Source organism: Paraburkholderia humisilvae, assembly GCF_902859855.1.
Classification (GTDB): domain Bacteria; phylum Pseudomonadota; class Gammaproteobacteria; order Burkholderiales; family Burkholderiaceae; genus Paraburkholderia; species Paraburkholderia humisilvae.
On the sequence record NZ_CADIKH010000017.1, the window covers coordinates 1 to 26,443 of the forward strand.

24 protein-coding genes are annotated in these 26,443 nt (G+C 63.3%); 15 read left to right on the top strand and 9 right to left on the bottom strand.

Going from position 1 to position 26,443, the window contains the following annotated elements; translation table 11 throughout:
- The coding region (locus HV796_RS43400) for a hypothetical protein (protein ID WP_217477942.1) at nt 1–206 on the top strand (206 nt) is incomplete at its 5' end.
- A gap of 138 nt (nt 207–344) precedes the next feature.
- Here HV796_RS43400 and HV796_RS18905 read toward each other — a convergent pair.
- Entirely contained in the window at nt 345–1,607 is a 1,263-nt protein-coding gene (locus HV796_RS18905) for an SGNH/GDSL hydrolase family protein (RefSeq protein WP_175228172.1), read from the bottom strand.
- Between the two features lie 446 nt (nt 1,608–2,053).
- On the opposite strand from HV796_RS18905, the gene paaA reads away from it, so the two are divergent.
- The 7 genes from paaA (at nt 2,054) to HV796_RS18940 (ending at nt 7,609) form a co-directional block, all read left to right on the top strand.
- Complete coding sequence (paaA, locus tag HV796_RS18910) at nt 2,054–3,052, top strand: 1,2-phenylacetyl-CoA epoxidase subunit PaaA (RefSeq protein ID WP_175228027.1); 999 nt, start codon at nt 2,054–2,056, stop codon at nt 3,050–3,052.
- 82 nt (nt 3,053–3,134) lie between these two features.
- Nucleotides 3,135–3,419 (top strand): 1,2-phenylacetyl-CoA epoxidase subunit PaaB, encoded by a 285-nt coding sequence (gene paaB / locus HV796_RS18915; RefSeq protein ID WP_175228028.1) that lies wholly within the window; start codon nt 3,135–3,137, stop codon nt 3,417–3,419.
- 30 nt (nt 3,420–3,449) lie between these two features.
- Nucleotides 3,450–4,253, top strand: a complete 804-nt coding sequence (gene paaC / locus HV796_RS18920; protein WP_175228029.1) for a 1,2-phenylacetyl-CoA epoxidase subunit PaaC — start codon at nt 3,450–3,452, stop codon at nt 4,251–4,253.
- Nucleotides 4,254–4,316: 63 nt separating this feature from the next.
- Nucleotides 4,317–4,877 (top strand): 1,2-phenylacetyl-CoA epoxidase subunit PaaD, encoded by a 561-nt coding sequence (gene paaD, locus HV796_RS18925; RefSeq protein WP_175228030.1) that lies wholly within the window; start codon nt 4,317–4,319, stop codon nt 4,875–4,877.
- 1 nt (nt 4,878) lies between these two features.
- Nucleotides 4,879–5,973, top strand: a complete 1,095-nt coding sequence (paaE, locus tag HV796_RS18930) for a 1,2-phenylacetyl-CoA epoxidase subunit PaaE (protein ID WP_175228031.1) — start codon at nt 4,879–4,881, stop codon at nt 5,971–5,973.
- A 131-nt stretch (nt 5,974–6,104) separates the two neighbouring features.
- Nucleotides 6,105–6,710 carry a TetR/AcrR family transcriptional regulator gene (locus HV796_RS18935; protein WP_175228032.1) on the top strand — a complete coding sequence of 202 codons (606 nt, stop codon included), beginning with the start codon at nt 6,105–6,107 and terminating at the stop codon, nt 6,708–6,710.
- Between the two features lie 227 nt (nt 6,711–6,937).
- Nucleotides 6,938–7,609 carry a GNAT family N-acetyltransferase gene (locus HV796_RS18940; protein WP_175228033.1) on the top strand — a complete coding sequence of 224 codons (672 nt, stop codon included), beginning with the start codon at nt 6,938–6,940 and terminating at the stop codon, nt 7,607–7,609.
- A 99-nt stretch (nt 7,610–7,708) separates the two neighbouring features.
- Here HV796_RS18940 and HV796_RS18945 read toward each other — a convergent pair whose 3' ends face one another.
- Entirely contained in the window at nt 7,709–8,227 is a 519-nt protein-coding gene (locus HV796_RS18945; protein WP_175228034.1) for an Lrp/AsnC family transcriptional regulator, read from the bottom strand.
- Between the two features lie 146 nt (nt 8,228–8,373).
- On the opposite strand from HV796_RS18945, the gene hppD reads away from it, so the two are divergent.
- The gene (hppD, locus tag HV796_RS18950) at nt 8,374–9,471 is read left to right on the top strand and encodes a 4-hydroxyphenylpyruvate dioxygenase (protein WP_175228035.1); all 1,098 of its coding nucleotides are present in this window, start codon (nt 8,374–8,376) and stop codon (nt 9,469–9,471) included.
- Between the two features lie 86 nt (nt 9,472–9,557).
- Here hppD and HV796_RS18955 read toward each other — a convergent pair whose 3' ends face one another.
- Nucleotides 9,558–9,755: a hypothetical protein gene (locus tag HV796_RS18955; protein WP_175228026.1), complete on the bottom strand. Its 198-nt coding sequence runs from the start codon at nt 9,753–9,755 to the stop codon at nt 9,558–9,560.
- A gap of 355 nt (nt 9,756–10,110) precedes the next feature.
- On the opposite strand from HV796_RS18955, the gene HV796_RS18960 reads away from it, so the two are divergent.
- Nucleotides 10,111–13,728 (top strand): indolepyruvate ferredoxin oxidoreductase family protein, encoded by a 3,618-nt coding sequence (locus tag HV796_RS18960; RefSeq protein WP_175228036.1) that lies wholly within the window; start codon nt 10,111–10,113, stop codon nt 13,726–13,728.
- Between the two features lie 148 nt (nt 13,729–13,876).
- On the opposite strand, the gene HV796_RS18965 is transcribed toward HV796_RS18960, so the two are convergent.
- Nucleotides 13,877–16,165 (bottom strand): NADP-dependent malic enzyme, encoded by a 2,289-nt coding sequence (locus HV796_RS18965; RefSeq protein ID WP_175228037.1) that lies wholly within the window; start codon nt 16,163–16,165, stop codon nt 13,877–13,879.
- A gap of 255 nt (nt 16,166–16,420) precedes the next feature.
- Here HV796_RS18965 and HV796_RS18970 point away from each other — a divergent pair, with 255 nt between their 5' ends.
- Together HV796_RS18970 and HV796_RS18975 are read left to right on the top strand one after the other, a co-directional pair.
- A complete protein-coding gene (locus HV796_RS18970) occupies nt 16,421–16,654 on the top strand; it encodes a hypothetical protein (RefSeq protein WP_175228038.1) in 234 nt (77 codons plus the stop codon).
- A gap of 181 nt (nt 16,655–16,835) precedes the next feature.
- Nucleotides 16,836–17,522, top strand: coding sequence for an orotate phosphoribosyltransferase (locus HV796_RS18975; RefSeq protein WP_175228039.1), 687 nt, complete (start codon nt 16,836–16,838; stop codon nt 17,520–17,522).
- A gap of 171 nt (nt 17,523–17,693) precedes the next feature.
- Here HV796_RS18975 and HV796_RS18980 read toward each other — a convergent pair whose 3' ends face one another.
- Nucleotides 17,694–18,410 carry a response regulator gene (locus HV796_RS18980; RefSeq protein WP_175228040.1) on the bottom strand — a complete coding sequence of 239 codons (717 nt, stop codon included), beginning with the start codon at nt 18,408–18,410 and terminating at the stop codon, nt 17,694–17,696.
- 416 nt (nt 18,411–18,826) lie between these two features.
- Between HV796_RS18980 and HV796_RS18985 the strand changes: the two genes are divergently transcribed.
- Both HV796_RS18985 and argC read left to right on the top strand, forming a co-directional pair.
- Nucleotides 18,827–19,339 (top strand): YbhB/YbcL family Raf kinase inhibitor-like protein, encoded by a 513-nt coding sequence (locus tag HV796_RS18985; RefSeq protein WP_246355928.1) that lies wholly within the window; start codon nt 18,827–18,829, stop codon nt 19,337–19,339.
- 140 nt (nt 19,340–19,479) lie between these two features.
- The gene (gene argC / locus HV796_RS18990; RefSeq protein WP_175228042.1) at nt 19,480–20,427 is read left to right on the top strand and encodes an N-acetyl-gamma-glutamyl-phosphate reductase; all 948 of its coding nucleotides are present in this window, start codon (nt 19,480–19,482) and stop codon (nt 20,425–20,427) included.
- Between the two features lie 434 nt (nt 20,428–20,861).
- Here the strand turns inward: argC and HV796_RS18995 are convergent, their stop codons facing one another.
- Complete coding sequence (locus HV796_RS18995) at nt 20,862–21,731, bottom strand: NAD(P)-dependent oxidoreductase (RefSeq protein WP_175228043.1); 870 nt, start codon at nt 21,729–21,731, stop codon at nt 20,862–20,864.
- 101 nt (nt 21,732–21,832) lie between these two features.
- Here HV796_RS18995 and HV796_RS19000 point away from each other — a divergent pair, with 101 nt between their 5' ends.
- On the top strand, nt 21,833–22,663 hold the full coding sequence (locus HV796_RS19000; protein WP_175228173.1) for a Mut7-C RNAse domain-containing protein: 831 nt from the start codon (nt 21,833–21,835) through the stop codon (nt 22,661–22,663).
- A 104-nt stretch (nt 22,664–22,767) separates the two neighbouring features.
- On the opposite strand, the gene HV796_RS19005 is transcribed toward HV796_RS19000, so the two are convergent.
- Genes HV796_RS19005 through HV796_RS19015 form a run of 3 tightly spaced genes read right to left on the bottom strand, consistent with a single transcriptional unit; the run spans nt 22,768 to nt 26,420 of the window.
- Complete coding sequence (locus tag HV796_RS19005) at nt 22,768–24,159, bottom strand: sigma 54-interacting transcriptional regulator (protein WP_175228044.1); 1,392 nt, start codon at nt 24,157–24,159, stop codon at nt 22,768–22,770.
- A 10-nt stretch (nt 24,160–24,169) separates the two neighbouring features.
- A complete protein-coding gene (locus HV796_RS19010; RefSeq protein ID WP_175228045.1) occupies nt 24,170–25,945 on the bottom strand; it encodes a TadG family pilus assembly protein in 1,776 nt (591 codons plus the stop codon).
- 1 nt (nt 25,946) lies between these two features.
- The gene (locus HV796_RS19015; RefSeq protein ID WP_246355929.1) at nt 25,947–26,420 is read right to left on the bottom strand and encodes a DUF3613 domain-containing protein; all 474 of its coding nucleotides are present in this window, start codon (nt 26,418–26,420) and stop codon (nt 25,947–25,949) included.
- Nucleotides 26,421–26,443: the final 23 nt, after the last annotated feature.

The window sequence follows — 26,443 nt, forward strand, 5'->3', positions numbered from 1 at the left end:
GGCCCCAAGACCATCGTGCGCCGCCATCAAGCGCCCACACTTATCGACTGTGTATTGTTAAAGATCGCTTCACGCAAAAAGGCCGGATCGCTCAACCACCGCACCCCACCATCACCTTCCTGCGTGTCCGCCGCGCGTTGCAGCAGAGAAGCGAGATTATGCAGACTATCTCCCGCCTCGTCAACACCTATTTCGCTCGCGCTTAAAAACCACGTGCATCGCCATCCCAGACATATGCACCATCAAGGGCAGCAACCATAAGCCCTCGTTCACGAACGAAGACGCGAATAGTAGGCGAGCCAGCGCCATATGACAAGTCGATGACGCGGTATTTTTTCCTTTACCTAGCGGGCTGCGCCCGTCAGCACCGGAAGCGCAATAGCGTCCGCCATCGCGGCGTAGCCAGCGTCGTTAGGATGAATGTGATCCCCGCTGTCGAAGGTTCGACGCAGTTCTGACGGATGCGCCGGGTCGCGCAGCGCGGCGTCGAAATCGACGACGCCGTCATAGGCGCGGCCCGTCCTGATCCATTGGTTCACCGCAAGCCGGATACTCTCCCGCTGCGGCGGCAGCGCGGCCGGCGTCAGCGTCGCGCCAAGCACCCGGATACCACGCGCGTGCGCAGCGGCAATCACACGCTGATACCCGTCGATGAGGCTCGCGGCCGTCACCTGCGTATGCGGCGCGTCGCAGTCGAGTCCCATCCGCGGCGGCATTGACGCGAAGTTGATATCGTTGATGCCGATCAGCAGAATCACGGTCCTGACGCCCGGCCAATCGAGCACGTCCCGACGAAAGCGCGACTGAAGCGCGTCGCCATAGCAAGCCGAATCACTCAACAAACGGTTGCCGCTGATCCCGAGGTTGATCACCGCGATCGACCGGTCGCCCGCTTGCGTCACCCTGTGGGCGAACGCATCCGGCCAGCGGCGATTCTGATTCAGGCTCGAGCGCATGCCATCGGTGATCGAATCGCCAATCGCCGCAATAGTCGTCGCCGTCGGCGCCTCGACCATCAGCCCGGTTACCCAGACATACTGCGTGAAGCGCTGACGGTACGCGTCGTCGGACGCATCATCGGCGTGATTGCCTGGTACGGACACATAGTTGACCTGATTGGCCACGCGATGCCATGCGACCACCCGCTGCTCAGGCCCCATATAGGTGCTGATCGCATACGGCACGCCCGCAGCCACGGCGGCGCGGATGGCATCGCTATCCACTTCGGCGCCTGCCGGCACGACGACCGATATCTTTCCGCCGAAGCTGACGCGAGTGACGTTGTCTTGCGTTCTCGCACCCGACGTCGCTCGCGCTAGCGTCATTGCCTCGATCACGAGCGGCGTACGTCCGTACGCATTGCTGACATGCACGCGCACGGTGTCGCCGGACAGCGTCGGATAGACGATTTGCCGCACCGTGCGACCGGCGACGTCCGGCGCACGATACAGCGCCGGCAGTTGCGCAGCCTGCGGAATGGGCTGTAGTGCCGTCGCCCATGCGGTGACCCATTGACCGCCCGGTGACGTTTCGGCGGCAAAGGCCGAAGCCGGCCCCGTGAAGAGAAATGCAGCGCCACAGGCGATGGCCAACGTGCGAACGATCATGTTCATCACACAGCGGAGAGAAAAAAGAGCGCACATTGTGCACGAACTCATGCGACCAGATGGGGGCAATGCCCGGGCGAATTCATCGCATTCAGAGGGAGCTCCGCACCGCGGGCGTCACGTAGAGCCCCCACCTCATCGCGCGGCCGCCTACCTTTTTGATCGCCAGATACGCGCGACTCACGAGTGGGCGGCCATGCACCCACACCGTGCTGGCGAGTCAGGCAGCGGGCCTGTCTCGCACCCCCAGCCGCCTGATCGTACCGCGCGACTCATCTCCAAATTATTGATTTCATTGTGAAATTTTGTCTCCCCTCGAACCGGCGACGGCCACTGGAACGACGCGCCGGCGGCATGCTTGATACTCACCCGCAAAAATTTATTAACCGACCGGTCGGTTGGTTTATAATGCCGAACACAGCAACCCCCGCTCGCGAGCGCCCGCCATGTACACGCAATCCCTCGACATCCCTGGCAACGCGTTGCCGCAAGACCCCGCCGGCGCCTCGCCCGAACAACAGCGCTTTGACTCGGTGATCGCTGCGGACGGCAAGATCGAGCCGCAAGACTGGGTGCCCGATGCGTACCGCAAAACGCTCGTGCGGCAGATCTCGCAGCACGCGCACTCGGAGGTCGTCGGCATGCTGCCGGAAGGCAACTGGATCACCCGTGCGCCGAGCCTGAAGCGCAAGGCCATCCTGCTCGCGAAGGTGCAGGACGAAGCCGGCCACGGGCTTTATCTGTATAGCGCATGCGAAACGCTCGGCGTGTCGCGCGATCAGCTGATCGATGCGCTGCACGCCGGAAAAGCCAGGTACTCAAGCATCTTCAACTATCCGACGCCGAGCTGGGCGGACGTCGGCGTGATCGGCTGGCTCGTCGACGGCGCCGCGATCATGAACCAGATTCCGCTGTGCCGGTGCACGTACGGCCCCTACGCGCGCGCGATGATCCGCATCTGCAAGGAAGAGTCGTTCCATCAGCGGCAAGGCTTCGACGCGCTGCTCACGATGATGAAGGGAACCGACGCGCAGCGCGCGCTCGTGCAACAGGCGGTCAACCGCTGGTGGTGGCCGGTATTGATGATGTTCGGCCCAAGCGACAAGGACTCGGTGCATAGCAACCAGTCGGCGCAGTGGGGCATCAAACGGATTTCCAACGATGACTTGCGCCAGAAGTTCGTCGACGCAACCGTCGAGCAGGCGAAAGTGCTTGGCGTCACGCTGCCGGACGACCAGCTGAAATGGAACGAAGCGCGCGGCCACTATGACTACGGCGCGATCGACTGGGACGAGTTCTGGCGCGTGGTCAACGGCGACGGCCCGTGCAACCGGGAGCGGCTCGCGACGCGCGTGAAGGCGCACGACGACGGCGCGTGGGTGCGCGAAGCCGCGCTCGCGCACGCGGAAAAGCAGTGCCGGCGCGCGCCGCAACGGGCAGCGTGATGCTGTGGCGCGCGACAGCACAGCCACCGCATTCGACGCAAAGACGCATCAGCAACGAAGCATGGAAGCAAGGAGAGCGACGGTGAACAAGGAATGGCCAATTTGGGAAGTGTTCGTGCGCAGCAAGCAGGGGCTTGACCACAAGCATTGCGGCAGCCTGCACGCGGCGGACGCATCGATGGCGCTGCGCATGGCGCGCGACGTCTATACGCGACGCCAGGAAGGGGTGAGCATCTGGGTCGTGCCGTCGGCGGCGATCACGGCCTCCGCACCCGACGAAAAGGGCGAACTGTTCGAGCCGGCGGCCGACAAGATTTACCGTCACCCGACGTTCTTCACACTGCCCGACGAAGTCAACCACATGTGAGCGCACCGGACAGTGCAATCGACACGCGATATGAAAACCACGCCTGAACATCTCTCGTACGTGCTGCGGCTCGCCGATACAGCGTTGATTCTCGGCCAGCGCAACGCTGAGTGGTGCGGCCACGGCCCGGTACTCGAAGAGGACATTGCGCTCGCGAACATGAGCCTCGATCTGATCGGACAGGCGCGGCTGCTGTACACGCACGCGGCGTCGCTCGAACAGACGCTCACCGGTCGACTGCGCACCGAAGACGACTACGCGTACTGCCGCACCGAACGCGAATTTGCGAACTACACGCTCGTCGAGCTGCCGCACTACGGACCGCTCGCCGGCACCGCGCACGCGAACAAGGACTACGCGGTGACGATCGTGCGCAACTTCCTCTACTCGACGTTAATGGTGCATCTGTGGGCCGCGCTTGCCGCATCGTCCGATGCGCAGCTCGCGGCCATCGCGGCGAAGTCGATCAAGGAAGTGCGCTACCACGCGCATCACGCGCGCGAGTGGCTGGTTCGCTTCGGCGACGGCACTGACGAATCGCATCGCCGCGCGCAAGCCGCGCTCGACTATCTGATGCCGTACACGCGCGAGTTCTTCAGTGCCGATGCGATCGACGCAGCGGCCGCTGCTGCCGGCATCGGCCCGAACCCGGCGGAGCTCGAATCGGCGTGGCGCGCCGACGTACACGCGACGCTTGACGAAGCAACGCTCACGCTTGCCGAACCCGTCACGCATGTGAGCACGGGCAAGCACGGTGAGCATTCGGAACACATGGGCTACCTGCTCGCGGAAATGCAAAGCGTCGCGCGGCAGCACCCGGGCGCGACGTGGTAATCGCCGATCGAAGCGCACAGAAGCGCGCACAGCGGCGCGCACAACGACACAGGAAGCACCTCGATGACCCCCACCCACGCAAGCCGAATCGCCACCGACCCTGCACTGGCCCGCGCATGGACGGTGCTCGAGGCGGTACCCGATCCGGAAATTCCGGTCGTCTCAATCCGTGAACTGGGTATCTTGCGCGACGTGCGCCGCGCGACCGACGGCACGCTCGAGGTGGTCATTACGCCGACCTACTCCGGCTGCCCGGCGATGTCGCAAATCGCCGAGGACATCGGCCGCGCGCTCGACGCCGCGCAACTGACACCGCATCGAATCGAGACTGTGCTTGCGCCCGCATGGACCACCGACTGGATCGACGCACCCGCGCGGGAAAAGCTACGCGCGTACGGCATCGCCCCGCCCACCGGCCGATGCGCCGAAGGCAGCGCAAACGGCCACACTGACGCGCGCGAAAAAGTGATCCGCTTCGTTGCGCACACCCCAGTGACGCCCACCTGCCCCCGCTGCGGCTCCATGCACACCGAGCGTCTCGCGCAATTCGGCTCGACCGCCTGCAAGGCGCTCTACCGCTGCATCGACTGCCGCGAACCCTTCGACTATTTCAAACCCTACTGACATGGCCTCCTCGACCCCGCAATTCCACTCGCTGCGTATTCGGGAAGTCCGCCCCGAAACGGCCGACGCGGTCTCGGTCGCATTCGAAGTGCCGCGCGAATTACGCGAGCAGTATCGATTCACGCAGGGCCAATTCGTCACTCTGAAGGCGCACATCGACGGCGAGGAGACGCGCCGCTCGTATTCGATCTGCGTCGGCGTCACCGACTACGATCGTGATGGCGAGTTGCGCATCGGCATCAAGCGCGTGCGTGGCGGCCGCTTCTCGAACTTCGCGTTCGACATGCTGCAGGCCGGCCACACGATCGACGTGATGACACCCGACGGCCGCTTTTTCACGCATCTGAACGCGGAGCAAGGCCGGCAATACGTTGCGTTCGCAGGCGGCTCCGGCATCACGCCGGTGCTCGGCATCATCAAGACGACGCTCGAGGTGGAGCCGCGCAGCGCCTTCACGCTGATCTACGGCAATCGCAGTGCCGATTCGATCATGTTCGCCGAAGCGCTCGAAGACCTGAAAAACCGCTTCATGGATCGCTTCGTGCTGTATCACGTACTCTCGGACGACCTGCAGGACGTCGATCTGTTCAATGGCGTGCTCGACGAAGCAAAGTGTGCCGCGTTCCTTGCGGCGCTGGTGCCCGCGGCATCGATCGACGAAGCCTTCATTTGCGGACCCGCGCCGATGATGGACGCCGCCGAAGCAGCGCTTAAGGCCGCCGGGCTCGGCCAACAAAACATTCATGTCGAACGTTTCGGTTCGCCGCTGCCGCAAGCAGGCGTGCCGCCCGCCGATATCACCCGCGACACGCCGGCCGCCGACCTCGAAATCGTGCTCGACGGCAAGCGGCGCAAGCTGCGCCTGCCCTACGCGGGCCTGAGCCTCCTCGACGTCGGCCTGCGCGCCGGACTGGCGCTGCCTTACGCGTGCAAGGGCGGCGTCTGCTGCACGTGCCGCGCGAAAGTGCTGGAAGGCGAAGTCAAAATGGACAGGAACTACACGCTCGAAGCGCACGAAATTAACGATGGCTTCGTACTGACCTGCCAGTGCCATCCGGTGACGGACAAGGTGGTGGTGAGCTACGACGAACGGTAACGCCAGCACCACGCGGAACCCGTGCCGGAGCGCTTTCGGCACGAGCGCGATCCGCTTACACTAGGGCCGCTCGCGCACGGGTTGAACACGGCGCGCGAGCGGCCCTTTCAGCTTTCGAGACAACAACAACCATGGCCCGCACCCGAGCGCCCGACCACGAAACGCAACGCGATCAGATTCTCGACCTCGCCGCGGAAAAATTCGCGCAGACCAGCTACCCGAGCACGTCGATGGCGGATCTTGCCGCCGCAAGCGGTACGTCGAAAGCGCGCCTCTACCACTACTACGAGAGCAAGGAAGCGATCCTGTTCGATCTGCTCGACCGCTATACGAAGCGCTTGATGCTGATCATCGCCGAGGTCGAAGGGTCGAGTCAGCGGCGCGGGCTAACCGAACGCGAGGCATTCGCCGACCTGATCCGCGCGTTTCTCGCCGAATACGAAACGTCGCACAGCAAGCATGTCGCGCTACTCAACGACGTCAAATACCTGGACGAAGCGCAACGCGAAGTGATCCTGAACCGTCAGCGCGATGTGGTGGCCGCGTTCGCGCGCCAGCTTGCACGCGCGTATCCGGAGCGCGTCGCGCGCGACAACCAGACTGCGTTGACGATGATGGTGTTCGGCATGATCAACTGGACGTTTACGTGGCTCAAGCCGGGCGGCCGGATGGGATATCGGGAGTTCGCCGAGCAGGTGATCGATATGGTTGATCACGGACTGAGCGCGGCGCAGTGATATTGCATAGCAGCATGCAGCGTGGTTAATGCGCGACAGACTGACGCACGAATCGCGAACGCTCATTCTTAATTAAATTGTTAAAAATCAATTATTTGGGCGAATAGGATCCTCCGCGCCGGCTCGGACTAGTCTGAAATACGGGTTTTCCCCAGTGATGAATGTAGCTTTCAGCTAAAATCACTGCTGCGGCGCATCATGCCGCCGGATGAATAGGAGAACCCGCCATGAGCAAGACGACTGCCCGAGCCAAAGAGCCGATCGCGCTACCCGATCGCGTACTGAGCGCGGCCGGCCTTGCGCCCGTGCTGGTTCGGGAACTCAGCGAGAACGACCGCGAGCGCCTGCTGGCGCACTTTCTCTGCCTCGAAGAAGACGACCGGTTGCTGCGTTTCGGGCAGGTCGTGCCGGACCACGTGATCGAAAACTATGTCCGGACAATCGACTTCAACCGCGACACGGTCTTCGGCGTATTCAACCGTAAACTCGAACTGGTTGGCGTCGCGCACCTCGCGTACCTGCCGGCCGAAGACGGCCAGCGCACGGCTGAATTCGGCGTATCGGTGGTCGAAAGCGCGCGTGGCGAGGGCATCGGTACGAAGCTCTTCGAACGCGCGGCCATCCGCAGCCGCAACACCCATGTGTCGACGCTCTACATGCATTGCCTGTCGCGCAACAAGACAATGATGCATATCGCGAGGAAGGCGGGCATGAGGATCGAACACGCGTACGGTGAGGCCGACGCATACCTGACGCTCGCACCGGCCGATCAGTCCAGCATCCTCAAGGAAATGCTCGAAGAGCAGGCGGCCGCGTTCGACTACGCGCTCAAGCGCCAGGCGCAGCAGACGTCGACGTTGCTCGAATCGTTGCTCCCGGCGGCGGAGCTCGCTGCTTAAGCTGCTCGCTGCTTAGGGCGCGTGCCGCGCAGCGCCTGTCAAGCGAGCAAGGGCGGCCACGCCGCCCTATTCATTTCACTACGCATTTCACCGCGCATCTCACCTGATCGGTAGCGCAGTCGTTTCCTTGAACGTCTCCAGCGAGAAGCTCGACTTCACGTCGATCACCGACGGATGATGCAGCAGCACGTCCTGCACGAAGTGCGAAAAGTGCGCCATATCCGCGACTTGCACCCGCAGCAGGTAATCCATTTCCCCGGTCATCGCGTGGCATGCAACAACTTCAGGCCACGTCTGCACCGCCGCACGAAAGAGTTCCGAATGCGTCGCGCCCGCGCGCGCGTGGGCCGCATCGCCGCGTGCGCCGCCCGTTGGGCCGCCGCGCTTTTCGAGCCGCACGTTGACGAACGCAAGCAGGTCGAGACCGAGCTGCTGCGCGTCGAGCAGCGCAACATAGCCGCGAATCACACCGCTTTCCTCGAGCCGCCGAATCCGCCGCAAGCAAGGGCTCGGCGACAGATTGACCCGCTCCGCGATCTCCTGATTCGACAGCCTGCCCTCCTGCTGGAGGATTGCGAGAATACGGCGATCGATTGCATCCAATTCAATCAAAGCCATCTTCTGCCACCTTGGCGAGATTTGACGCTACGAAATAGCGAAAGCGTAGCCATCGACGATTAAATTCGCAAGCTTCCATCGCGGTCGGCCCGATACACTCGCGTCATGACATTCGCGCACCGGCGCGCCGCATTCTGGAGACACGCATGAAGGTCCAAACCTGGGACAATCCCGTCGGCACCGACGGCTTCGAGTTCATCGAATACACGGCCCCCGACCCCAAAGCGCTCGGCAAGCTGTTCGAACAGATGGGCTTTACCGCGATCGCGCGTCACCGGCACAAGGACGTCATGCTGTACCGCCAGGGTGGCATCAACTTCATCGTCAACGCGGAACCCGACTCGTTCGCGCAGCGCTTCGCACGCATGCACGGTCCGTCGATATGCGCCATTGCATTTCGCGTGCAGGACGCCGCGAAAGCGTATCGCCGTGCGCTCGAACTGGGCGCCTGGGGCTTTGACAACAAAACGGGTCCAATGGAGTTGAACATTCCCGCGATCAAGGGTGTCGGCGATTCACTGATCTATTTCGTCGACCGCTGGCGCGGCAAGAACGGCGCGACACCGGGCAGCATCGGCGACATCGGCATCTATGACGTCGATTTCGAGCCGATTGCCGGCGCCGATCCGAACCCGGCTGGCCACGGCCTGACGTACATCGACCATTTAACGCACAACGTGCACCGCGGCCGGATGCGCGAATGGGCCGAATTCTATGAGCGTCTTTTCAACTTTCGCGAGATTCGTTATTTCGACATCGAGGGCAAGGTCACGGGTGTGAAGTCCAAGGCGATGACCTCGCCATGCGGCAAAATCCGCATCCCGATCAACGAAGAAGGCTTGGAGACGGCCGGGCAGATTACCGAATATCTCGACGCGTACCACGGTGAAGGCATCCAGCACATCGCACTCGGCACGAACGATATCTATCGGACCGTCGACGGCCTGCGCGCGTCGAACATCGCGCTGCTCGATACGACCGATACCTACTACGAACTGGTCAACCGCCGTGTGCCGGATCACGGTGAGCCGCTCGAAGCACTACGCGAGCGCAAGATCCTGATCGACGGCGCACGCGACGATCTGCTGCTGCAGATCTTCACTGAAAATCAAATCGGACCGATCTTCTTCGAGATCATCCAGCGAAAGGGCAATCAGGGCTTCGGCGAGGGCAACTTCAAGGCGTTGTTCGAATCGATCGAACTGGATCAGATCCGCCGGGGCGTGGTGAGAAACGACGCGTAACAGAACGTACTACAAGAACGTACTACGAGAACCTACCGCGAGCACGTGGTGTGAGGACATACCACGGGCGCAACAGGCGAATGATGTCATTCGCCTGACGCTGTTCGCAACGACGCTCCAGAACGGTCCGACGCGGACGTCTTCGACACCGTTTGCGTTGCGCGAACCACACCGTTCGGCGCCGCATTCGATGCGGTTTGCGCGCTATTCGAGCGCACCGGCGCGCTCATCGCGAAAAATGCGGCTGAGACCATCAGGAAGGTCTGGACATGCTTGCTGTTCATGCTTGCTCCTCGTTCTGATTGCCTGCGCCGCGAAGCTCCGCCCGATGCGGAACGTTGCGGGAAAGCGCAGGTGCGGAGTTAGACAAGCGCTCGACCGCCGGTTCCGGACGCAGACGGCTTTTACAGCTTGTTACACCAGCGAACGACGCGTCATACAGGAGGTCATACCTGTATCGTCGTACGCGGTGTCCGGCAACCCGCATTCCGACACGGAAGACGCGATGCGGCGGGTTTTTCCGGGTGCTACCATCGGCTAAAACCCGTCATGATGGCGCCTTCGGCCAACGCATCCACAAGATGCCGCGGCCACCACACCGTTTTTGGTGATCCCAAAGCCGCTGGAGGAGTACACATAATGAATGCCCCACTGGACGCAGGCCAACGAGCGTCGCTCGAAGCCGCGTTATCGTCCGTCACGCTCGACGACAAATACACACTCGAACGCGGCCGCGCGTACATGAGCGGCATTCAGGCGCTCGTGCGGCTGCCGATGCTGCAGCAGGAGCGCGACAAGGCCGCCGGGCTCAACACAGCCGGCTTTATCTCCGGCTATCGCGGTTCGCCGCTCGGCGCCCTCGATCTCTCGCTATGGAAAGCGAAGAAGCATCTCGCCGCGCATCAGATCGTCTTTCAGCCGGGCGTCAACGAAGACCTGGCCGCGACCGCGGTCTGGGGCACACAGCAGGTCAATCTGTACCCGAGCGCCAAATACGACGGCGTATTTTCGATGTGGTACGGCAAGGGCCCCGGCGTCGACCGTTCGGGCGACGTATTCAAGCATGGGAATTCGGCGGGCTCGTCGCGGCACGGCGGCGTGCTGGTACTGGCGGGCGACGACCACGCGGCCAAATCGTCGACACTCGCGCATCAGTCCGAGCACATCTTCAAGGCCTGCGGGCTGCCGGTGCTGTTCCCGTCGAACGTGCAGGAATATCTCGACTTCGGCCTGCACGGCTGGGCAATGAGCCGTTATTCAGGGCTGTGGGTCGCGATGAAGTGTGTGACCGACGTCGTGGAATCGTCCGCGTCGGTCGATATCGACCCGCATCGCACGCAGATCATTTTGCCGACCGACTTCGCGATGCCCGACGGCGGTCTCAACATCCGCTGGCCCGACCCGCCGCTCGTGCAGGAAGCGCGGCTGCTCGACTACAAGTGGTACGCCGGCCTCGCGTATGTGCGCGCGAACAAACTGGATCGCGTCGAAATCGACTCGCCGCATGCGCGCTTTGGCATCATCACCGGCGGCAAAGCGTATCTCGATGTGCGGCAGGCGCTATGCGACCTCGGTCTCGACGACGAAACCTGCGCGCGCATCGGCATTCGGCTCTATAAGGTCGGCTGCGTGTGGCCGCTCGAAGCACAAGGCGCGCAAGCGTTCGCGCGTGGACTTCAGGAGATTCTGGTCGTCGAAGAGAAACGCCAGATTCTCGAATACGCGATCAAGGAAGAGCTGTATAACTGGCCCGACGCGCAGCGTCCGCGCGTGTTCGGCAAGTTCGACGAGAAAGACGGCGCAGGCGGAGAGTGGTCGGTGCCGATGGGCAACTGGCTGCTACCCGCGCACTATGAACTGTCGCCGGCGATCATCGCCAAAGCGATCGCCACGCGCCTCGACAAGTTCGATCTGCCATCCGATGTGCGTGCGCGTATCGCAGCGCGCATCGCCGTGATCGACGCGAAAGAAAAGGCGCTCGCGCGGCCGCGCGTCGAAGCCGAGCGCAAGCCGTGGTTCTGCTCCGGTTGCCCGCACAATACGTCCACCAATGTGCCCGAAGGCTCGCGCGCGATGGCCGGCATCGGCTGCCACTACATGACCGTATGGATGGACCGCAGCACCAGCACCTTCAGCCAGATGGGCGGTGAAGGCGTGGCATGGATCGGTCAGGCGCCGTTTACGAACGACAAACACGTGTTCGCGAATCTCGGCGACGGCACCTATTTCCATTCGGGGCTGCTCGCGATTCGCGCCGCGATCGCGTCGAAGGCGAACATCACCTACAAGATCCTGTACAACGACGCGGTCGCGATGACTGGCGGCCAGCCGGTCGACGGCACGCTAACCGTGCCGCAAATCACGCATCAGCTCGCGGCGGAAGGTGCGAAGAAAATCGTGATCGTCACCGACGAGCCGGACAAGTACACGGCGAACGTCGGGCTTGCGCCGGGCATCACCGTGCACCATCGCGACCTGCTCGACGACGTCCAGCGCGAACTGCGCGAGATCGAAGGCACGACGATCCTGATCTACGACCAGACTTGCGCGACCGAGAAGCGCCGCCGCCGCAAACGCGGCGCGTACCCGGACCCGGCAAAGCGCGTCGTGATCAATGAGGCGGTCTGCGAAGGCTGCGGCGATTGCTCGGTGCAGTCGAACTGCCTGTCGGTCGAGCCGCTCGAAACCGAATATGGCACGAAGCGGCAGATCAACCAGTCGACCTGCAATAAAGACTACTCGTGCCTGAAGGGCTTCTGCCCGAGCTTCGTGACCGTCGAAGGCGGCCAGCTACGCAAGCCGGCCGCAACCGGCGTCGCCGGCGATACGATGCCGCCGGTTCCGGAGCCCGACGTGCCCGCAATCGGCCAGCCATACGGCGTGCTCGTCACGGGCGTTGGCGGCACTGGTGTCGTGACGATCGGCGCGCTGCTCGGCATGGCCGCGCACCTCGAAAGCAAGGGTGTGACAGTGCTCGATGTCACCGGTCTCGCGCAAAAAGGCGGCGCGGTGATGAGCCATGTGCAGATCGCGAACCGGCCGGACGATATTCACGCCACGCGTATCGCGATGGGCGAAGCGCATCTCGTGATCGGCTGCGATGCAATCGTGACCGCCAGCGACGAGTGCGTGTCGCGGATGCAAAACGGCCGCACGCGCGTCGTCCTCAACAGCGCGCCGACGCCAACCGCGGCCTTCATCAAGAATCCGGACTGGCGCTTTCCTGGCGCCAGCACCGATGCGGATGTGCGCGCCGCGGCCGGCGACGACAATGTGTCGGCCGTCGATGCGAACCGCTTCGCGGTCGCGCTGCTGGGCGACGCGATCTATACGAATCCGTTCGTGCTCGGCTACGCGTGGCAGCGCGGCTGGCTGCCGCTCACGCATGCATCGCTGACGCGCGCGATCGAGCTCAACGCGGTGCAGGTCGAGAAAAACCTCGCTGCATTCGAATGGGGGCGCCGCGCCGCGCACGATCTGGCCGCGGTCCGCAAGCTCGCCGAATCGCAAGCACGCACGCCGGATACGGATACCGCGAACGGCAAGATCGTGTCGTTGCATACGCCCAAAGCGCTCGACACGCTCATCGACAAACGCGTGAAGTATCTGGCCGCGTACCAGAACGATGCCTATGCGGCGCGCTATCGCAAGCTGGTCGACGAGGTTCGCGCGGCTGAAACGGCGCTGGAGCCCGCTCCGGGCACCGCCGAGCCGTTGCCGCTCACCGAGGCGGTCGCGAGGAACCTGCACAAGTTGATGGCCTACAAGGACGAATACGAGGTCGCGCGCCTCTACACGGACCCGGCGTTTATCGAGAAGGTGAAGGCGAACTTCGAAGGCGACTGGAAGCTCAAGTTCCACCTTGCGCCGCCCGCGCTGTCGAAACAGGATGCGCATGGCCATCTGGTGAAAAAGCAGTACGGCCCGTGGATGCTCAGCGCAATGCATGCCCTCGCGAAATTGCGGTTCCTGCGCGGCACCGCGCTCGACGTGTTCGGCAAGACCGAAGAGCGTCGCACCGAGCGCGCGCTGATCGTCGAATATGAAGCGCTGGTGCGCGAGCTGATCGGTGGCCTCGCCGCTGGGCTCGCTGCGGACAAACGCGCGCTTGCCGTCGAACTGGCGAGCCTGCCCGACGGCATCCGCGGCTATGGCCATGTGAAGGAGAACAACCTGAAGGGCGTGCGCGCGAAATGGTCTCAGTTGCTCGCGAAATGGCGGGCGCCCGCGGGAGACCAGACGCGGCACGTCGCATAACCAGGCTGCGCGCGACGCGCTAGCTCTCGCCGGAGCACGCGCAAAAAGGGTCGCCTCGAATCATCCGAGGCGACCCTTCTCTTTTCAGCCCGGTATTCAGCGCGACGTCAGCCACGCAGCAACCGACGCAGGCGTCCGCGCGCTACGCTTACCTCGCAGCAGCCGCCTGCCGCACCGTCACGTTAGCCGACGCAACCGCCGTCATGTTAATGATGCGCCGCACGGTCGCGGCCGGCGTCAGGATATGCGCCGGCCTGTCGGCGCCGAGCAGGAACGGTCCGACCGTCACGCCGTCGCCGCCGATCATCTTCAGCAGGTTGTACGTGATGTTCGCCGCTTCGACGTTCGGCATAATCAGCAGGTTCGCTTCACCGGACAGCTTCGTGCCGGGGAACGCCGCCTTGCGCACAGCCTCGGACAGCGCCGCGTCGCCGTGCATCTCGCCGTCCACTTCGAGATTCGGCGCGCGTTCGGCAATCAGCTTGCGCGCGGCCGCCATCCGTTGCGACGATGACGAAGGCGAACTGCCGAAGTTCGAGCTCGACAGCAGCGCCACCTTCGGCGTGATGCCGAACTTCTCGATCTCCCGCGCCGCCAGCAGCGTCATATCGGCGAGTTCTTCCGCAGTCGGGCATTCATTGACATAGGTGTCGCAGATAAACAGATTGCGGCCCGGCAGCATCAGCAGGTTCATCGCCGCGAAGTTGCGCACGTTCTCGGCCTTGCCGAGCACCTGGTCGATGAACTTCAGATGCGTGTGGTACTGGTCGATCATCCCGCAGATCATCCCGTCCGCCTCGCCCAGACGCACGAGAATCGCGCCGATCAACGTATTGAACTTGCGCATCGCGGCCTTCGCGACTTCGGGCGTGACCCCTTCGCGCGCGCCGATCTCGTGGTACGCCTGCCAGCACTTCTGATAGCGCGGATCGTCTTCCGGATTGACGATTTCGAAATCCTCGCCGCACTTCAGCTTCGAGCCCATCTTCCTCAGGCGCATCTCGACCACCGCCGGACGCCCGATGATGATCGGCCGCGCGATCTTCTCGAGCAGCACGAACTGCGCGGCACGCAGCACGCGCTCGTCTTCCCCCTCCGCGAACACGATGCGAGCCGGCTGCGCCTTCGCGGCGGCGAACACCGGCCGCATCACGAAGCCCGTGCGATACACCGTCGCGCCGAGTTCCTCGCGATAGGCGTCCATATCCTTGATCGGACGGGTCGCGACGCCCGAATCCATCGCGGCCTGCGCGACCGCCGGCGCGATCTTGATGATCAGACGCGGGTCGAACGGCTTCGGAATCAGATAGTCGGGGCCAAATTCGAGCGAGTGGCCTTCGTACGCTTTCGCGACCTCGTCGCCCTGATCGGTCTCTTCCGCGAGTTCCGCGATCGCGCGCACGCACGCGAGCTTCATCTCCTCGGTGATCGTCGTTGCACCGACGTCGAGCGCGCCGCGAAAGATAAACGGAAAGCACAGCACATTGTTGACCTGGTTCGGATAGTCCGAACGCCCGGTCGCGACAATGCAGTCCGGCCTCACCCGTTTCGCTTCTTCCGGACGGATTTCCGGCTCCGGGTTCGCCAGCGCGAGAATCAGCGGCTGCGGGCCCATCTCCTTCACCATCTCCGGCTTCAGCACGCCGGCACTCGAGCAGCCGAGGAATACGTCGGCGCCCTTGATCGCATCGGCCAGCGTGCGCGCATCGGTATGCGCGACGTAGCGCGCCTTCGACGGATCAAGGTTGTCACGCCCTTCGTGGATCACGCCCTTCGAGTCGGTGACGAGAATGTTTTCCTTCGCGAGGCCGAGATTCACCAGCAGATCGAGACACGCGATCGCCGCGGCGCCTGCACCCGAGCAGACGAGCTTCACCTTCGCGAGTTGCTTGCCCACCACCTTCAGACCGTTCAGAATCGCCGCTGACGCGATGATCGCGGTGCCGTGCTGGTCGTCATGGAAGACTGGAATTTTCATCCGCTCGCGCAGCTTCTTCTCAATATAGAAGCACTCGGGTGCCTTGATGTCTTCGAGGTTGATGCCGCCCAACGTCGGCTCGAGCATCGCGATCGCTTCGACAAGCTTGTCGGGATCGGACTCGTTCAGCTCGATATCGAACACGTCGATGCCCGCGAACTTCTTGAAGAGACACCCTTTGCCCTCCATCACCGGCTTCGCGGCAAGCGGGCCGATATTGCCGAGACCGAGCACCGCGGTCCCATTCGTGACGACGCCGACCAGATTGCCGCGCGATGTGTATTTCTGCGCGTCGAGCGGTTCGTCGTAAATGGCCATGCACGCGGCCGCGACACCCGGCGAATAGGCAAGCGACAGATCGAGCTGATTCGACAGCGGCTTCGTTGGCGTGACCGAGATCTTGCCTGGTCGAGGATTCTGGTGATAGGCGAGAGCGCTTTGCTTCAGTTGTTCGTCCATTTTTTTGACCTGCAACAGGAGGACTTCAATAAGGATCGGACCCGGCTCGATCAACCGGCTACGGCATCTCCATCGATCGTACGGATGGTCGATCGCGCCGCTTCGCGCGTGCGCCGGATCAGTGCGACAGCATGGAACCTGCTGCGGGAAGATGGACAGCGCGAGCGTGAACGAGGTATCGCGAGCGATTTCGGGTCGGTTAGTGTACCCCGTACGGATGACGAATCGTCGAGGCCACGTGGGATAGCATCGCGAATGTTGGCGCCGCTTGTCACGCTGCAGTGCGAAACGAGCGCCGCGTATCACGCGCATGCTGCGCATCGCGCTCCCGGCGAGCGACCGTTGTTCTTCGACACACCTGTGCACAATGAAGGGCACGACCGCCCGCAGCGGCCCGATCGCGAACATCCCGCGCCAGCCGGCGATGCAGAATGCCGACAGCCGGGCGGCGGTCAGCGTGCGTTCGCTGTGTCGTCGGGCGGACCGTAATCGGGTAAAATCGCGGGTTACGCGCAACAGTCCCAGCCCGCCGGCTGCGCCGGTCGCAGCTCGCGGGGCATATGGAAAGCCCGCGGAAGACCCACGGAAAACCCGCAACATCCGCTCGCTGCGCGGTTGGGCGCGACGCCCGCCCTCCCGATTATTCGTGCATCACATCCAAGGACCGCCCATGACAGGCTTCGATCGCCAGACGATCTCCGACACGACCGCCCGAATGCTGCTCGAAGTTCAGGCCGTGCATTTCAACGCTGAAAAACCGTATATCTTCACGTCCGGCTGGGCGAGCCCGGTGTATATCGACTGCCGCAAGCTGATTTCGTATCCGCGCTTGCGCCGCGGCCTGATGGACATGGCCGAAACGATCATTTTGCGCGACGTCGGCTATGAGCAGATTGACGCGGTCGCGGGCGGCGAAACCGCCGGCATCCCGTTTGCCGCATGGATCTCGGACCGTCTGATGGTGCCGATGCAATACGTGCGCAAGAAGCCGAAGGGCTTCGGCCGCAACGCGCAAATCGAAGGTTTGCTGACCGAAGGCCAGCGCGTGCTGCTCGTCGAGGACCTGACCACCGACAGCCGCAGCAAGATCAACTTCATCAACGCACTGCGCACCGCGGGCGCGAAGGTGAACCACTGCTTCGTGCTGTTCCACTACAACATCTTCAAGGAAAGCGTGTCGGTGCTGAAAGACATCGACGTCGATCTGCACGCGCTCGCGACCTGGTGGGATGTGCTGCGCGTCGCGAAGGAAGCCGGCTACTTCGAAACGAAAACGCTCGATGAAGTGGAGAAGTTCCTGCATGCGCCGGCGGAGTGGTCAGCGGCGCATGGCGGAGCGACGGCCGCGCCGCAATAACACCGTTTCAGCACACTGAACTGCGCGTCGCTCGCGTCTGACAGAACAATTCGAGCATCGTTGCTTCAACTAAAAAGCCGCACATCGTCGTGATGCGCGGCTTTTTTGCTAGCTAACGTCCGCGCGCGAACGCCAACCGCGTAACGACCACCCGGCGTCAGGCGACGCTCATCAGGATTCGTCCGCCGCTGTCCCTGCTTCGCCAGACTCACTCATTTCGCCCGGCGCATAGGACGACAGATTCATCAAGCCGTTGCTTTGTGCGTAATGGAACAGCTCGGAATCTCGCTCGAGGCCGAGCTTGCGCATCGCCGTATTCTTTTGCGTACTGATCGTCTTAATGCTGCGGCTTAACTGTTCGGAAATTTCCTTGATCGTCATGCCCGACACAAACAGCCGCACGACTTCGAGTTCGCGCTTCGACAGAATGACTTCATCGTTCTTTCCGCCCGCGTTCATGCGCAGTGTTTCCAGCGCCGCCTTCACTGACGGGCTCATGTATTCGAGATTGCGCCCGACGTGTTGCACCGCAAGGCCGATATGACTGAGATCGTCGGCTTTGTTGACGACCGAAATCACGCCGAGCTCACTCAACCGCTTCAATAACGCCGCGTTCTCGAGCATCGTTAGCACGACGATCGGCAAGTTCGGAAAATTGCGTCGCAGATAGCCGATCAGCGGCAACCCGTCGCCATATTGCCCGCCGGGCATCGCGAGATCCGTCACCAGCACATCGCATGGGACGGTTTGCAGCACTTTCACGAGTTCTGTCGATTGACGCGCGCGCGCCACGACCTGAATGCCCGGGAATTTGAGCAACGCCTGCTCGGCGCCAAACAAAATCACCGGATGGTCGTCGGCTACGACGACCTTGATTGGATTTTGCATTGCGCTCCCTTCGCCTGATAACCCACGCTCCGAAACCTCAGCCATCCAACTATTCTTTAGTTCTAAATGTATCGGTCTGCCGCCGCCCCAACAGCGATGCAAGTGTCCGACTATAGCCGATTTCACCCCATTACTGGCCGTCTGTATGGTAAGAACAGGCTCGCACAAACGTAATGTTAGACTCGATTCGCGTTCACGGTGCAAAACGGGGACAATATCATCGTAGTCGGTCCGCCCTTTGCCCCGTGGCTTTGCATAGGACCGGAGCAGGCGCTGAAGCCCCCACTCCGGTCGACCAGGAGAATCGGCACATGCGTATGCGCTGCTCGAACGTTCGACTCTCTACGTTTCGATTCTTTGCAAACTTTCACGCATTTCAGTTTCATGCCGTGTTGATTGCCCTTGCGGCAAGTCTGATGTGGCACAGCGCGCGGGTCGGCGCACAGCCGGCCTTCACCGTGTCGAGCAGCAGCGTGAAGGCAGGCGGCACCGTCAGCGAAGCGCAAGTCTTCAACAAGGACGATTGCAAAGGCGCAAACCGTTCGCCGCAACTGTCGTGGCGCGATCCGCCGGCCGGCACCCGCAGCTTCGCGGTCACCCTCTACGACATCGACGCGCCGGGCCGCGGCTGGTGGCACTGGGCGGTAATCGGCATTCCGGCTAACGTCAATCAATTACCGGAAGACGCCAGCGCGTCCGGCTATCTCGCGAAGCTCGGTGCGATTGAAGCGCGCAACGACTTCGACGTCGATGGCTATGGCGGCCCGTGCCCGCCCCCGGGCAAGCCGCACCGCTACGTGATTACGGTCTACGCGCTCAACACCACCGACCTGCGGCTCGGCCCGGGACGGCCCGCACTGATGTTCGATCACGAAATCAGCGTGGCGGCCATCGGTTCGGCACGCATGACCGTCACGTACGGACGTTGATGCGGCTTGCGTGAATCAGGCTTTTTCATGCTGCACTGCGCACGCAGCGCGCAACCAGTCTTAAAATAGCGATCCGACGTCCGATGGACATCCCGAGGACACCGGAACGCGCCCCGTTCCACCCAGCAAGCGAGATTGAGATGAGCACGAAAGTTTTTGTCGACGGACAGGAAGGCACGACCGGCCTGAAAATCTTCGAATATCTGTCGCAACGCGGCGACGTGGAAGTTATTCGCATCGACGAAGCGAAGCGCAAAGATCTCGACGAACGCCGCCGTCTCATCAACGCATCGGACGTGACGTTCCTGTGTCTGCCGGACGTCGCATCGCGCGAATCGGCGTCGCTGGTCGACAACGACCGGACCGTGCTGATCGACGCGAGCACCGCCTTTCGCACGCACGCCGACTGGGCCTACGGCCTGCCGGAGCTGACCCGCGCGCAGCGCGAGCGTGTGCGCCATTCAAAACGGATCGCCGTGCCCGGCTGCCACGCATCGGCCTTTGTGCTCGCGATGCGCCCGCTGGTCGAAGCCGGCGTCGTCACGCCGGACTTTGCCGCGCACAGCTATTCGCTGACCGGCTACAGCGGCGGCGGCAAGAAAATGATCGCCGAGTACGAAGCAGGCGGTAACGCGAAGCTCGATAGCCCGCGGCCCTACGCGCTCGGCCTCGTGCACAAGCATCTGCCGGAGATGGCCGCGCACACGGGCCTGAAATCCGCGCCGGTGTTCACGCCGATCGTCGGCGGTTTCTACAAGGGGCTCGCGGTCACCAGCTATTTTTCGCCGTCGCAGCTCGCCAAACGCGTGACGCCGCAAGACGTGCAGGCCCTTTTCGCCGAGTACTACCGGGGCGAAGCGTTCGTGCGCGTCGCGCCGTTCAATGCGGACGAAAACCTCGACAGCGGCTTCTTCGACGTCCAGGCGAACAACGATACCAATCGCGTCGACCTGTTCGTGTTCGGCAACGACGAGCGTTTCGTCACCGTTTCGCGCCTCGACAACCTTGGCAAAGGCGCATCGGGTGCGGCGATTCAATGCATGAATCTCGCGATCGGCGCGGATGAAGGCAGCGGGTTGAAAGGGTAAGCGGGTAAGCGGGTAAGCGCACGACGGGACGACGCATCGCATCGTCTCGCTCGGTAGCAAAAGAAGGCTGGCTCGAAACGCCAGCCTTTTTCTTTTCCGACCTCAGGCGAAAAAAAAGCCCGCCGAGGTGGCGGGCTGAATCCATATCAGAGGAGACATGGAGGAGACAAGAACCACTATAGCAAAAATATTGGTGCGACGCAACAACTTCGATCATCTGCCGTTTCTCTGTTGCTCATCGGCCACAGCGGGCTGCGAGGCCCATCCCGCAAGGTTCCGGCCTATCCATTTTTGTGCTTTGCGTCATACGCGAAGCATCATTCTCTTATAACGGACAGTCGGTCGCGGCAAGCGCCGCGACCGGCGCCGCGCGCGGGGTCGCCGAGCCTGCGGCGCAGCGGGCGAACAGCTGACGGCCGACGGCCAACGCTCGGCTATCGGCCCGCACGGCGCGCCGCGACCTGGCCCAGCACCGCGAAGTCCTTGTCGCCATCGCCATGCGCGATCGCATCGAGCAGGCTATCGCGTACGACGCTCGCAACCGGCATCGGCGTCATCACGGACTCCGCCGCGGCGAGCGCAAGCCGTACGTCCTTCATTCCGAGCCGCGCCTTGAAGAGCGCCGGTTCGTAGCGCTGTTCGGCAATCATCTTGCCGTAGCCTTGATAGACGACGCCCTGAAACAGACCGCTCGTGATCACATCAAGGAAATCCTGCATCGCGACGCCGTGACCCGCCAGCATCGCCGCCGCCTCGCCGAGCGATTCCACCGCCGAGCCGATCAGGAAATTCGTCGCGAGCTTCATCACGTTCGCCTGTTGCGCGAGCGAGCCGATTCGCCATGTCTTCTGGCCGATCGCGTCGAACACCGGTTGCACGCGGTCGATCGCTTCGGCAGGCCCGGCGGCGACGATCGTCAGCTTGCCGGCCGCGGCGGCATCGGGCCGCCCCATCACCGGCGCGGCGACGTAGTTGAGGCCACGCTGCGCGTGCGCATGCGCGAGTTCCTCGGCAAGCGTCACGGAAATCGTCGCCATGTTCACGTGGATCTGCCCGCGCGGCGCCTGTTCGAGCAAGGGCGCATCGATCACTTCGCGCACCGCCGCATCGTCGGCCAGCATCGAGAACACCGCGTCGCCGGTGAATGCCTCCGCGACCGATCCAACCACTTGCGCGCCTGCGTCGACGAGACGTTGCGCACGCTCCGGCGAGCGATTCCACACGCGAACCTGATGTCCTGCTTTCAAAATGTTTGCGGCCATCGCGGTGCCCATTTCGCCGATGCCGATAAAACCGATATCCATCTATCGCTCCTGTTCAACGGAACCGGAAGTAAAACACATGCGCACGGCACGTGCAGAAACTTGCCGACGGCGAGACCGTGCGCAAATGCGATACTGAACACATGGTCACCGCCACTTTTCGCTTCTACGAGGAACTGAACGACTTCCTGGCCCGGCCGCTGCGCCAGCAATCGTTTAGCTGCGTCTGCGCGCGCGATGCGACCACCAAGCACATGATCGAAGCCCTCGGAGTGCCGCATACCGAAGTCGAGCTGATTCTCGTGAACGGTGAATCGGTGGGCTTCGACCATCCGCTGCGGGACGGCGACCGCGTCGCCGTCTATCCGAAATTCGAAGCACTCGATATTCAGCCGCTGCTGCGCGTGCGCGAGCGGCCGCTGCGCGTGATGCGCTTTATCGCCGATGCGCATTTGGGCGGTCTTGCCCAACTGCTGCGGCTCGCGGGTTTCGACACGCTCTACGATAACCACTACGAGGACGCGCGCATCGAGGCGCTCGCACTCGACGAGAACCGCATCGTGCTCACGCGCGACCGCGAGCTACTGAAGCGTCGCACGATCACGCATGGCTGCTATGTGCGCACACTCAAGCCCGAAGCGCAACTCCGCGAAGTCTTCGGCAGGCTCGATCTGGCCGGCAGTGCTCGCCCTTTCCGTTTGTGCGTCACGTGCAACGCGCCCCTGCGACGCATTTCGAAGGACGAAGCAACAGGCCGCGCACCGGACGGTGTACTCGAGCGGCATACGCAATTCGTCACCTGCGATGTGTGCCGGCGCGTGTTCTGGGAAGGGTCGCACTGGAGACGCATGCGAGCATTGATGGACAGCGTGGCGGGCGACGGAAGCGGAATCGGGCCCGTGCCGGCAATCGGCATAGGGCCGCCTGCGAATCCGCCCGGCATGCGGTCCGCACCGGACGATTCGGAAAGTTGAGGTGAGAAGAGACGGACACGGCACGGCCCGCCCGGGCAGTCAGCTCACGGATGCGTTGCCGGAGCGCTTTGCACGGCTTTTGTCTTCACGCAATCGTCGCACGATTAGTCACTCTCACGCGTTTCGGGCTCTTCGTCGAAGATTTGATACTTGCGCATCTTCTCCCATAGCACCTTGCGGCTGATGCCGAGATGCTGTGCGGTGTCCTGGCGACGCCAACCGTTCGCGCCCAACGCGGTCAGCACGCGGTTGCGCTCGTTCATGTCCCATTTGCTGCGGTCGGTCACCGCTTCCGCCGCGTTCTCCACCGGCGTCTGCTGACCTTCGCGCGCGAGCGTCAGCACGCGCTGCAATCGCACTGGGTCCCACGCGCCGATCTGCCGCACCGTCACGCCGATCCGTTCAGCGAGATTGCGCAGTTCGCGAACATTGCCGGGGAAGTACGTGTCCGCCACCGCATCGGCGAGCCAGTACGGGATGTCGGGTAACTGCGCGAGCCGCTCGGCGCCGATCGTCGACGCGATGAACGCCTTGAAGATCGCAATCTTGTCAGCCGCACCACGCTCTTCGAGCGACGGAATGCGCAGTTCGATCACGGCCAGCCGGTAGTAGAGATCGGCACGGAACGCGTTGTCCTTGACGAGCCTCTGCAGATTCCGGTTGGTCGCCGCAACCAGCCGGAGGTCGAGCTTGACCGACGCGATCGCCCCGACCCGGGTCACGGCGCCATCCTCGAGCACGCGCAGCAGCTTCACCTGCTGGTAGAGCGGCAGGTCGCCAATCTCGTCGAGAAAGAGCGTCCCGCCGTCCGCTTGCTCGAAGTAGCCTTTGTGCGCGGCGGCCGCGCCGGTAAACGAGCCCTTCGCGTGCCCGAAGAACATCGATTCGAACAGTCCCTCCGGGATGGCGCCGCAGTTCACCGCGACAAACGGCCCAAGGCCGTAGCGCGAGTGTTTTTCGTGCAGCAGCCGCGCGATGCGCTCCTTGCCGACACCGGTCTCGCCGTGCAGCAGCACACTGGTGTCGCAATCGGCGAAGGTGTCCACTTCGCGCAGCAGCATCTGCATCGACTCGGAGCTCGCGACGAGCGCGGTCGACTCGAGCGTCCGCGCGCCGTGCGCGCGCAGCTGCACGACGAGCTTGCCGACCATGCCGCGCAGCTCCGCACAGGTGAAGTCGAGCGGCAGGATGTGCGAATAGGTGGGCGGATAGGTCGCCGGATCGCGATCGCGCGGCGCAGCGCCGACCCAGATCACGGGAATGCCGTGCGCGGCCTGCCAGTCGGCCGGCATCAATGCGCCCGTGTCGATCGCCGATACGCTGACGATCGCAAGCGACGGTCGCGCGGCAAGCCGCTGCGGAGACGGGACGGTGCCGTCGGCGCGGATCACTTCGACGTCGAAGATCGCCATGCAGCGGGCGATGCGGTCGATGATGTCCGCCTTGCCTTCCCAAACGTAAAGGTCGACTTCGTCGATGTGGGCGGGGGTTCTCATTGGCGAGGAGTTAGTTGACGAGTTGTGCTTCACCGCAGGAAAGCGCGATGTCATGAACCGTGGCGACGCCGACCTGGACGCCGAGCGCCTGCAGGAGCGGCACGAGCAGCGTGTCGAGCTGGTTCAGCGCGGGCGTGAGCGCATTGATGGCGGTGGTCAGCACCGGCGAAAGCCCGGCGTACAGGCCGAGTTTGCCCAGCCGAAAGTTGCCGCCGAGCACCGTCAGATAGATCGCGTTCGGCAACTGCGCGGCCAACTGGGTGGCCAGACCGGCCGTCGCGGAGCCAAGCGCGTTGGTATTGACCGACTGATAGTCGTCGCTGTTGCCCGGCTGTGCGTCGAAGCCGAGCGTCGGCGGCGGATCCGTTGACGCCTGTTGCAGCGCCAACGATAAGCCCTGAGTCGGCGTCGCCGGCGGCAGGCTGCCGACCGACAGGCCGATCAACGGCGGCAGACCGAGGATCGGCAGCGGATTGACGCTGGCCACCGTCGCCGGCAGCGCGCAGCTGGACGGCTGCGTGTTGTTCGCTACATTCGCGGCTGCGGCATCGCTGACGCACAACGACGCGACGCCCCATTGCAGCGCGATCGTGCTGCTGCTCGTCAGTTTGGACGCTGTACATTGCGTGCTTTGCAGCGATGCGGTCGCATTCGCCACTTCGATGTAAAGCGGCAGGTTCAGCAGTTTGATCGACGCAAGCAGCGGCACGTTGATGTTGGCAATGCCGAGGTTCACATACAGCCGCACCTGTGCGGCATGCGCGCTCGTGCGCGGATTGCCGTCGGCATCGAGGCCCGCTTCGCCGACCGCGATCACCGGCGGCTGGATCACCACCAGCTGCGCGCTGACATTCGCAAGCGCTCCGAGGTTGAGTGCCGGCGCGACGTTCACCGCGAACGTGCCGTTCGCGATCTCGGCGGCGAACAGCAGCGCGTCGAGCGCGCTGATCCGGGCCGACAGCGCGCCTTGCGGGTCGGCGAGGCCGACCGCCAGGAGCCCGTTCGCCGTCGCGCTATTGCCAAGGTTGAGCGTCAGATCGGGGGGCACAGATGCCGCGATCGTGCCCAGCGCACTCGCGACATCCGCGCTGACGGTGCCGTTCGCGTCGAGCGCGGTTGCCATCGCGTGTACGAGATCGGCGACGGTGACGTTCATGTTCAGCAGTTGATCGATCGACCCGGCGTTGAGCGCGGCGGCAAGGTCGCCGAGCTTCAGCTGTGCAGCCGCCAGATTCTGATAAGTGACAATGCCAAGCGCGAGGTTCGTCCCGAGCAGACTGTTCAGAAGACCGTTGAGCACGCCATTGGACAGCGTCGCCGCGCTGGTCGCGAGCGAGAACGTGGCGACATCCACCGCCTTCGCCGTCGCGCTTGCGCGAACGGTACGCGACGGCCCGACAAAAAGATAGGGAACGTCCCGCGAAACGTCCACCTGCACCGCGTTGAGCGGCGCGCCGGACGGATTGAAGGCCGGTGCGTCCCAGCGGCCGCACGTGACCGCGATCGTCGCATCCGGCGGCAGGTCATTGCCGGATGCGTTGAAGGTTGCCGCGTCGGTTGCGCCCTTGCACCCCGCTGGGCCGCCGATCGACTGCGCGCCCGCGGAGGCGGCCATGTCGGCGGTTCGCTGCAACTGCCGGCGCACGAGAAACACATTGCCGACATCGAGCACGCCCAGCGCCGCGACGGCAACGGCAAGCCACAGCGCGGCGGTCGCCGCGACCGCGCCACGCTGCCGCGCCCGCGCGCGGTGCGATGCCCGAACCGGAAGAATGGGAACGTGCATATCAGTTCTGCGCACCGCCGCTATTCGTATAGTCGACATGCAACTGATTGCCGGTGTAACCGGTGTCGATCGACGAGCCGAACGAAGCGGGAATCTTCGTTCTGAACGACTCGAGGTAGCGCTGGTACGCAAGCGTGGCCTCCGCGCCGAGCATCGTCTGGGCCGGCGCCGCTTCGCGGCCGCTGCGCTGCAGGTCGAGCCAGCTCAGCGTGGCGTGACCGACTTCGCTGGCGTGCGGCGCGTGCGCGTCGGCGGCTAGCGCCGCGGGTGCCACGGCGCTCGCGCCCGGCTGGGTCTGCGCGGCAGCGGACTGCACGGCGCCGCAAGCCAGCGCAACCGCGCACGCGGCCAGCGCGACGCAAACCAGCGGACTGCGACAAGCGCTCTGCCTCATGAATAACGCCCGCCCGCCGGCACGTTCCACTGCGTCGACAGCCTTGGCACCGCTCACACCGCGCACCACGCCTGCGATCATGTTCATCTCCCGAAATCTCTGCG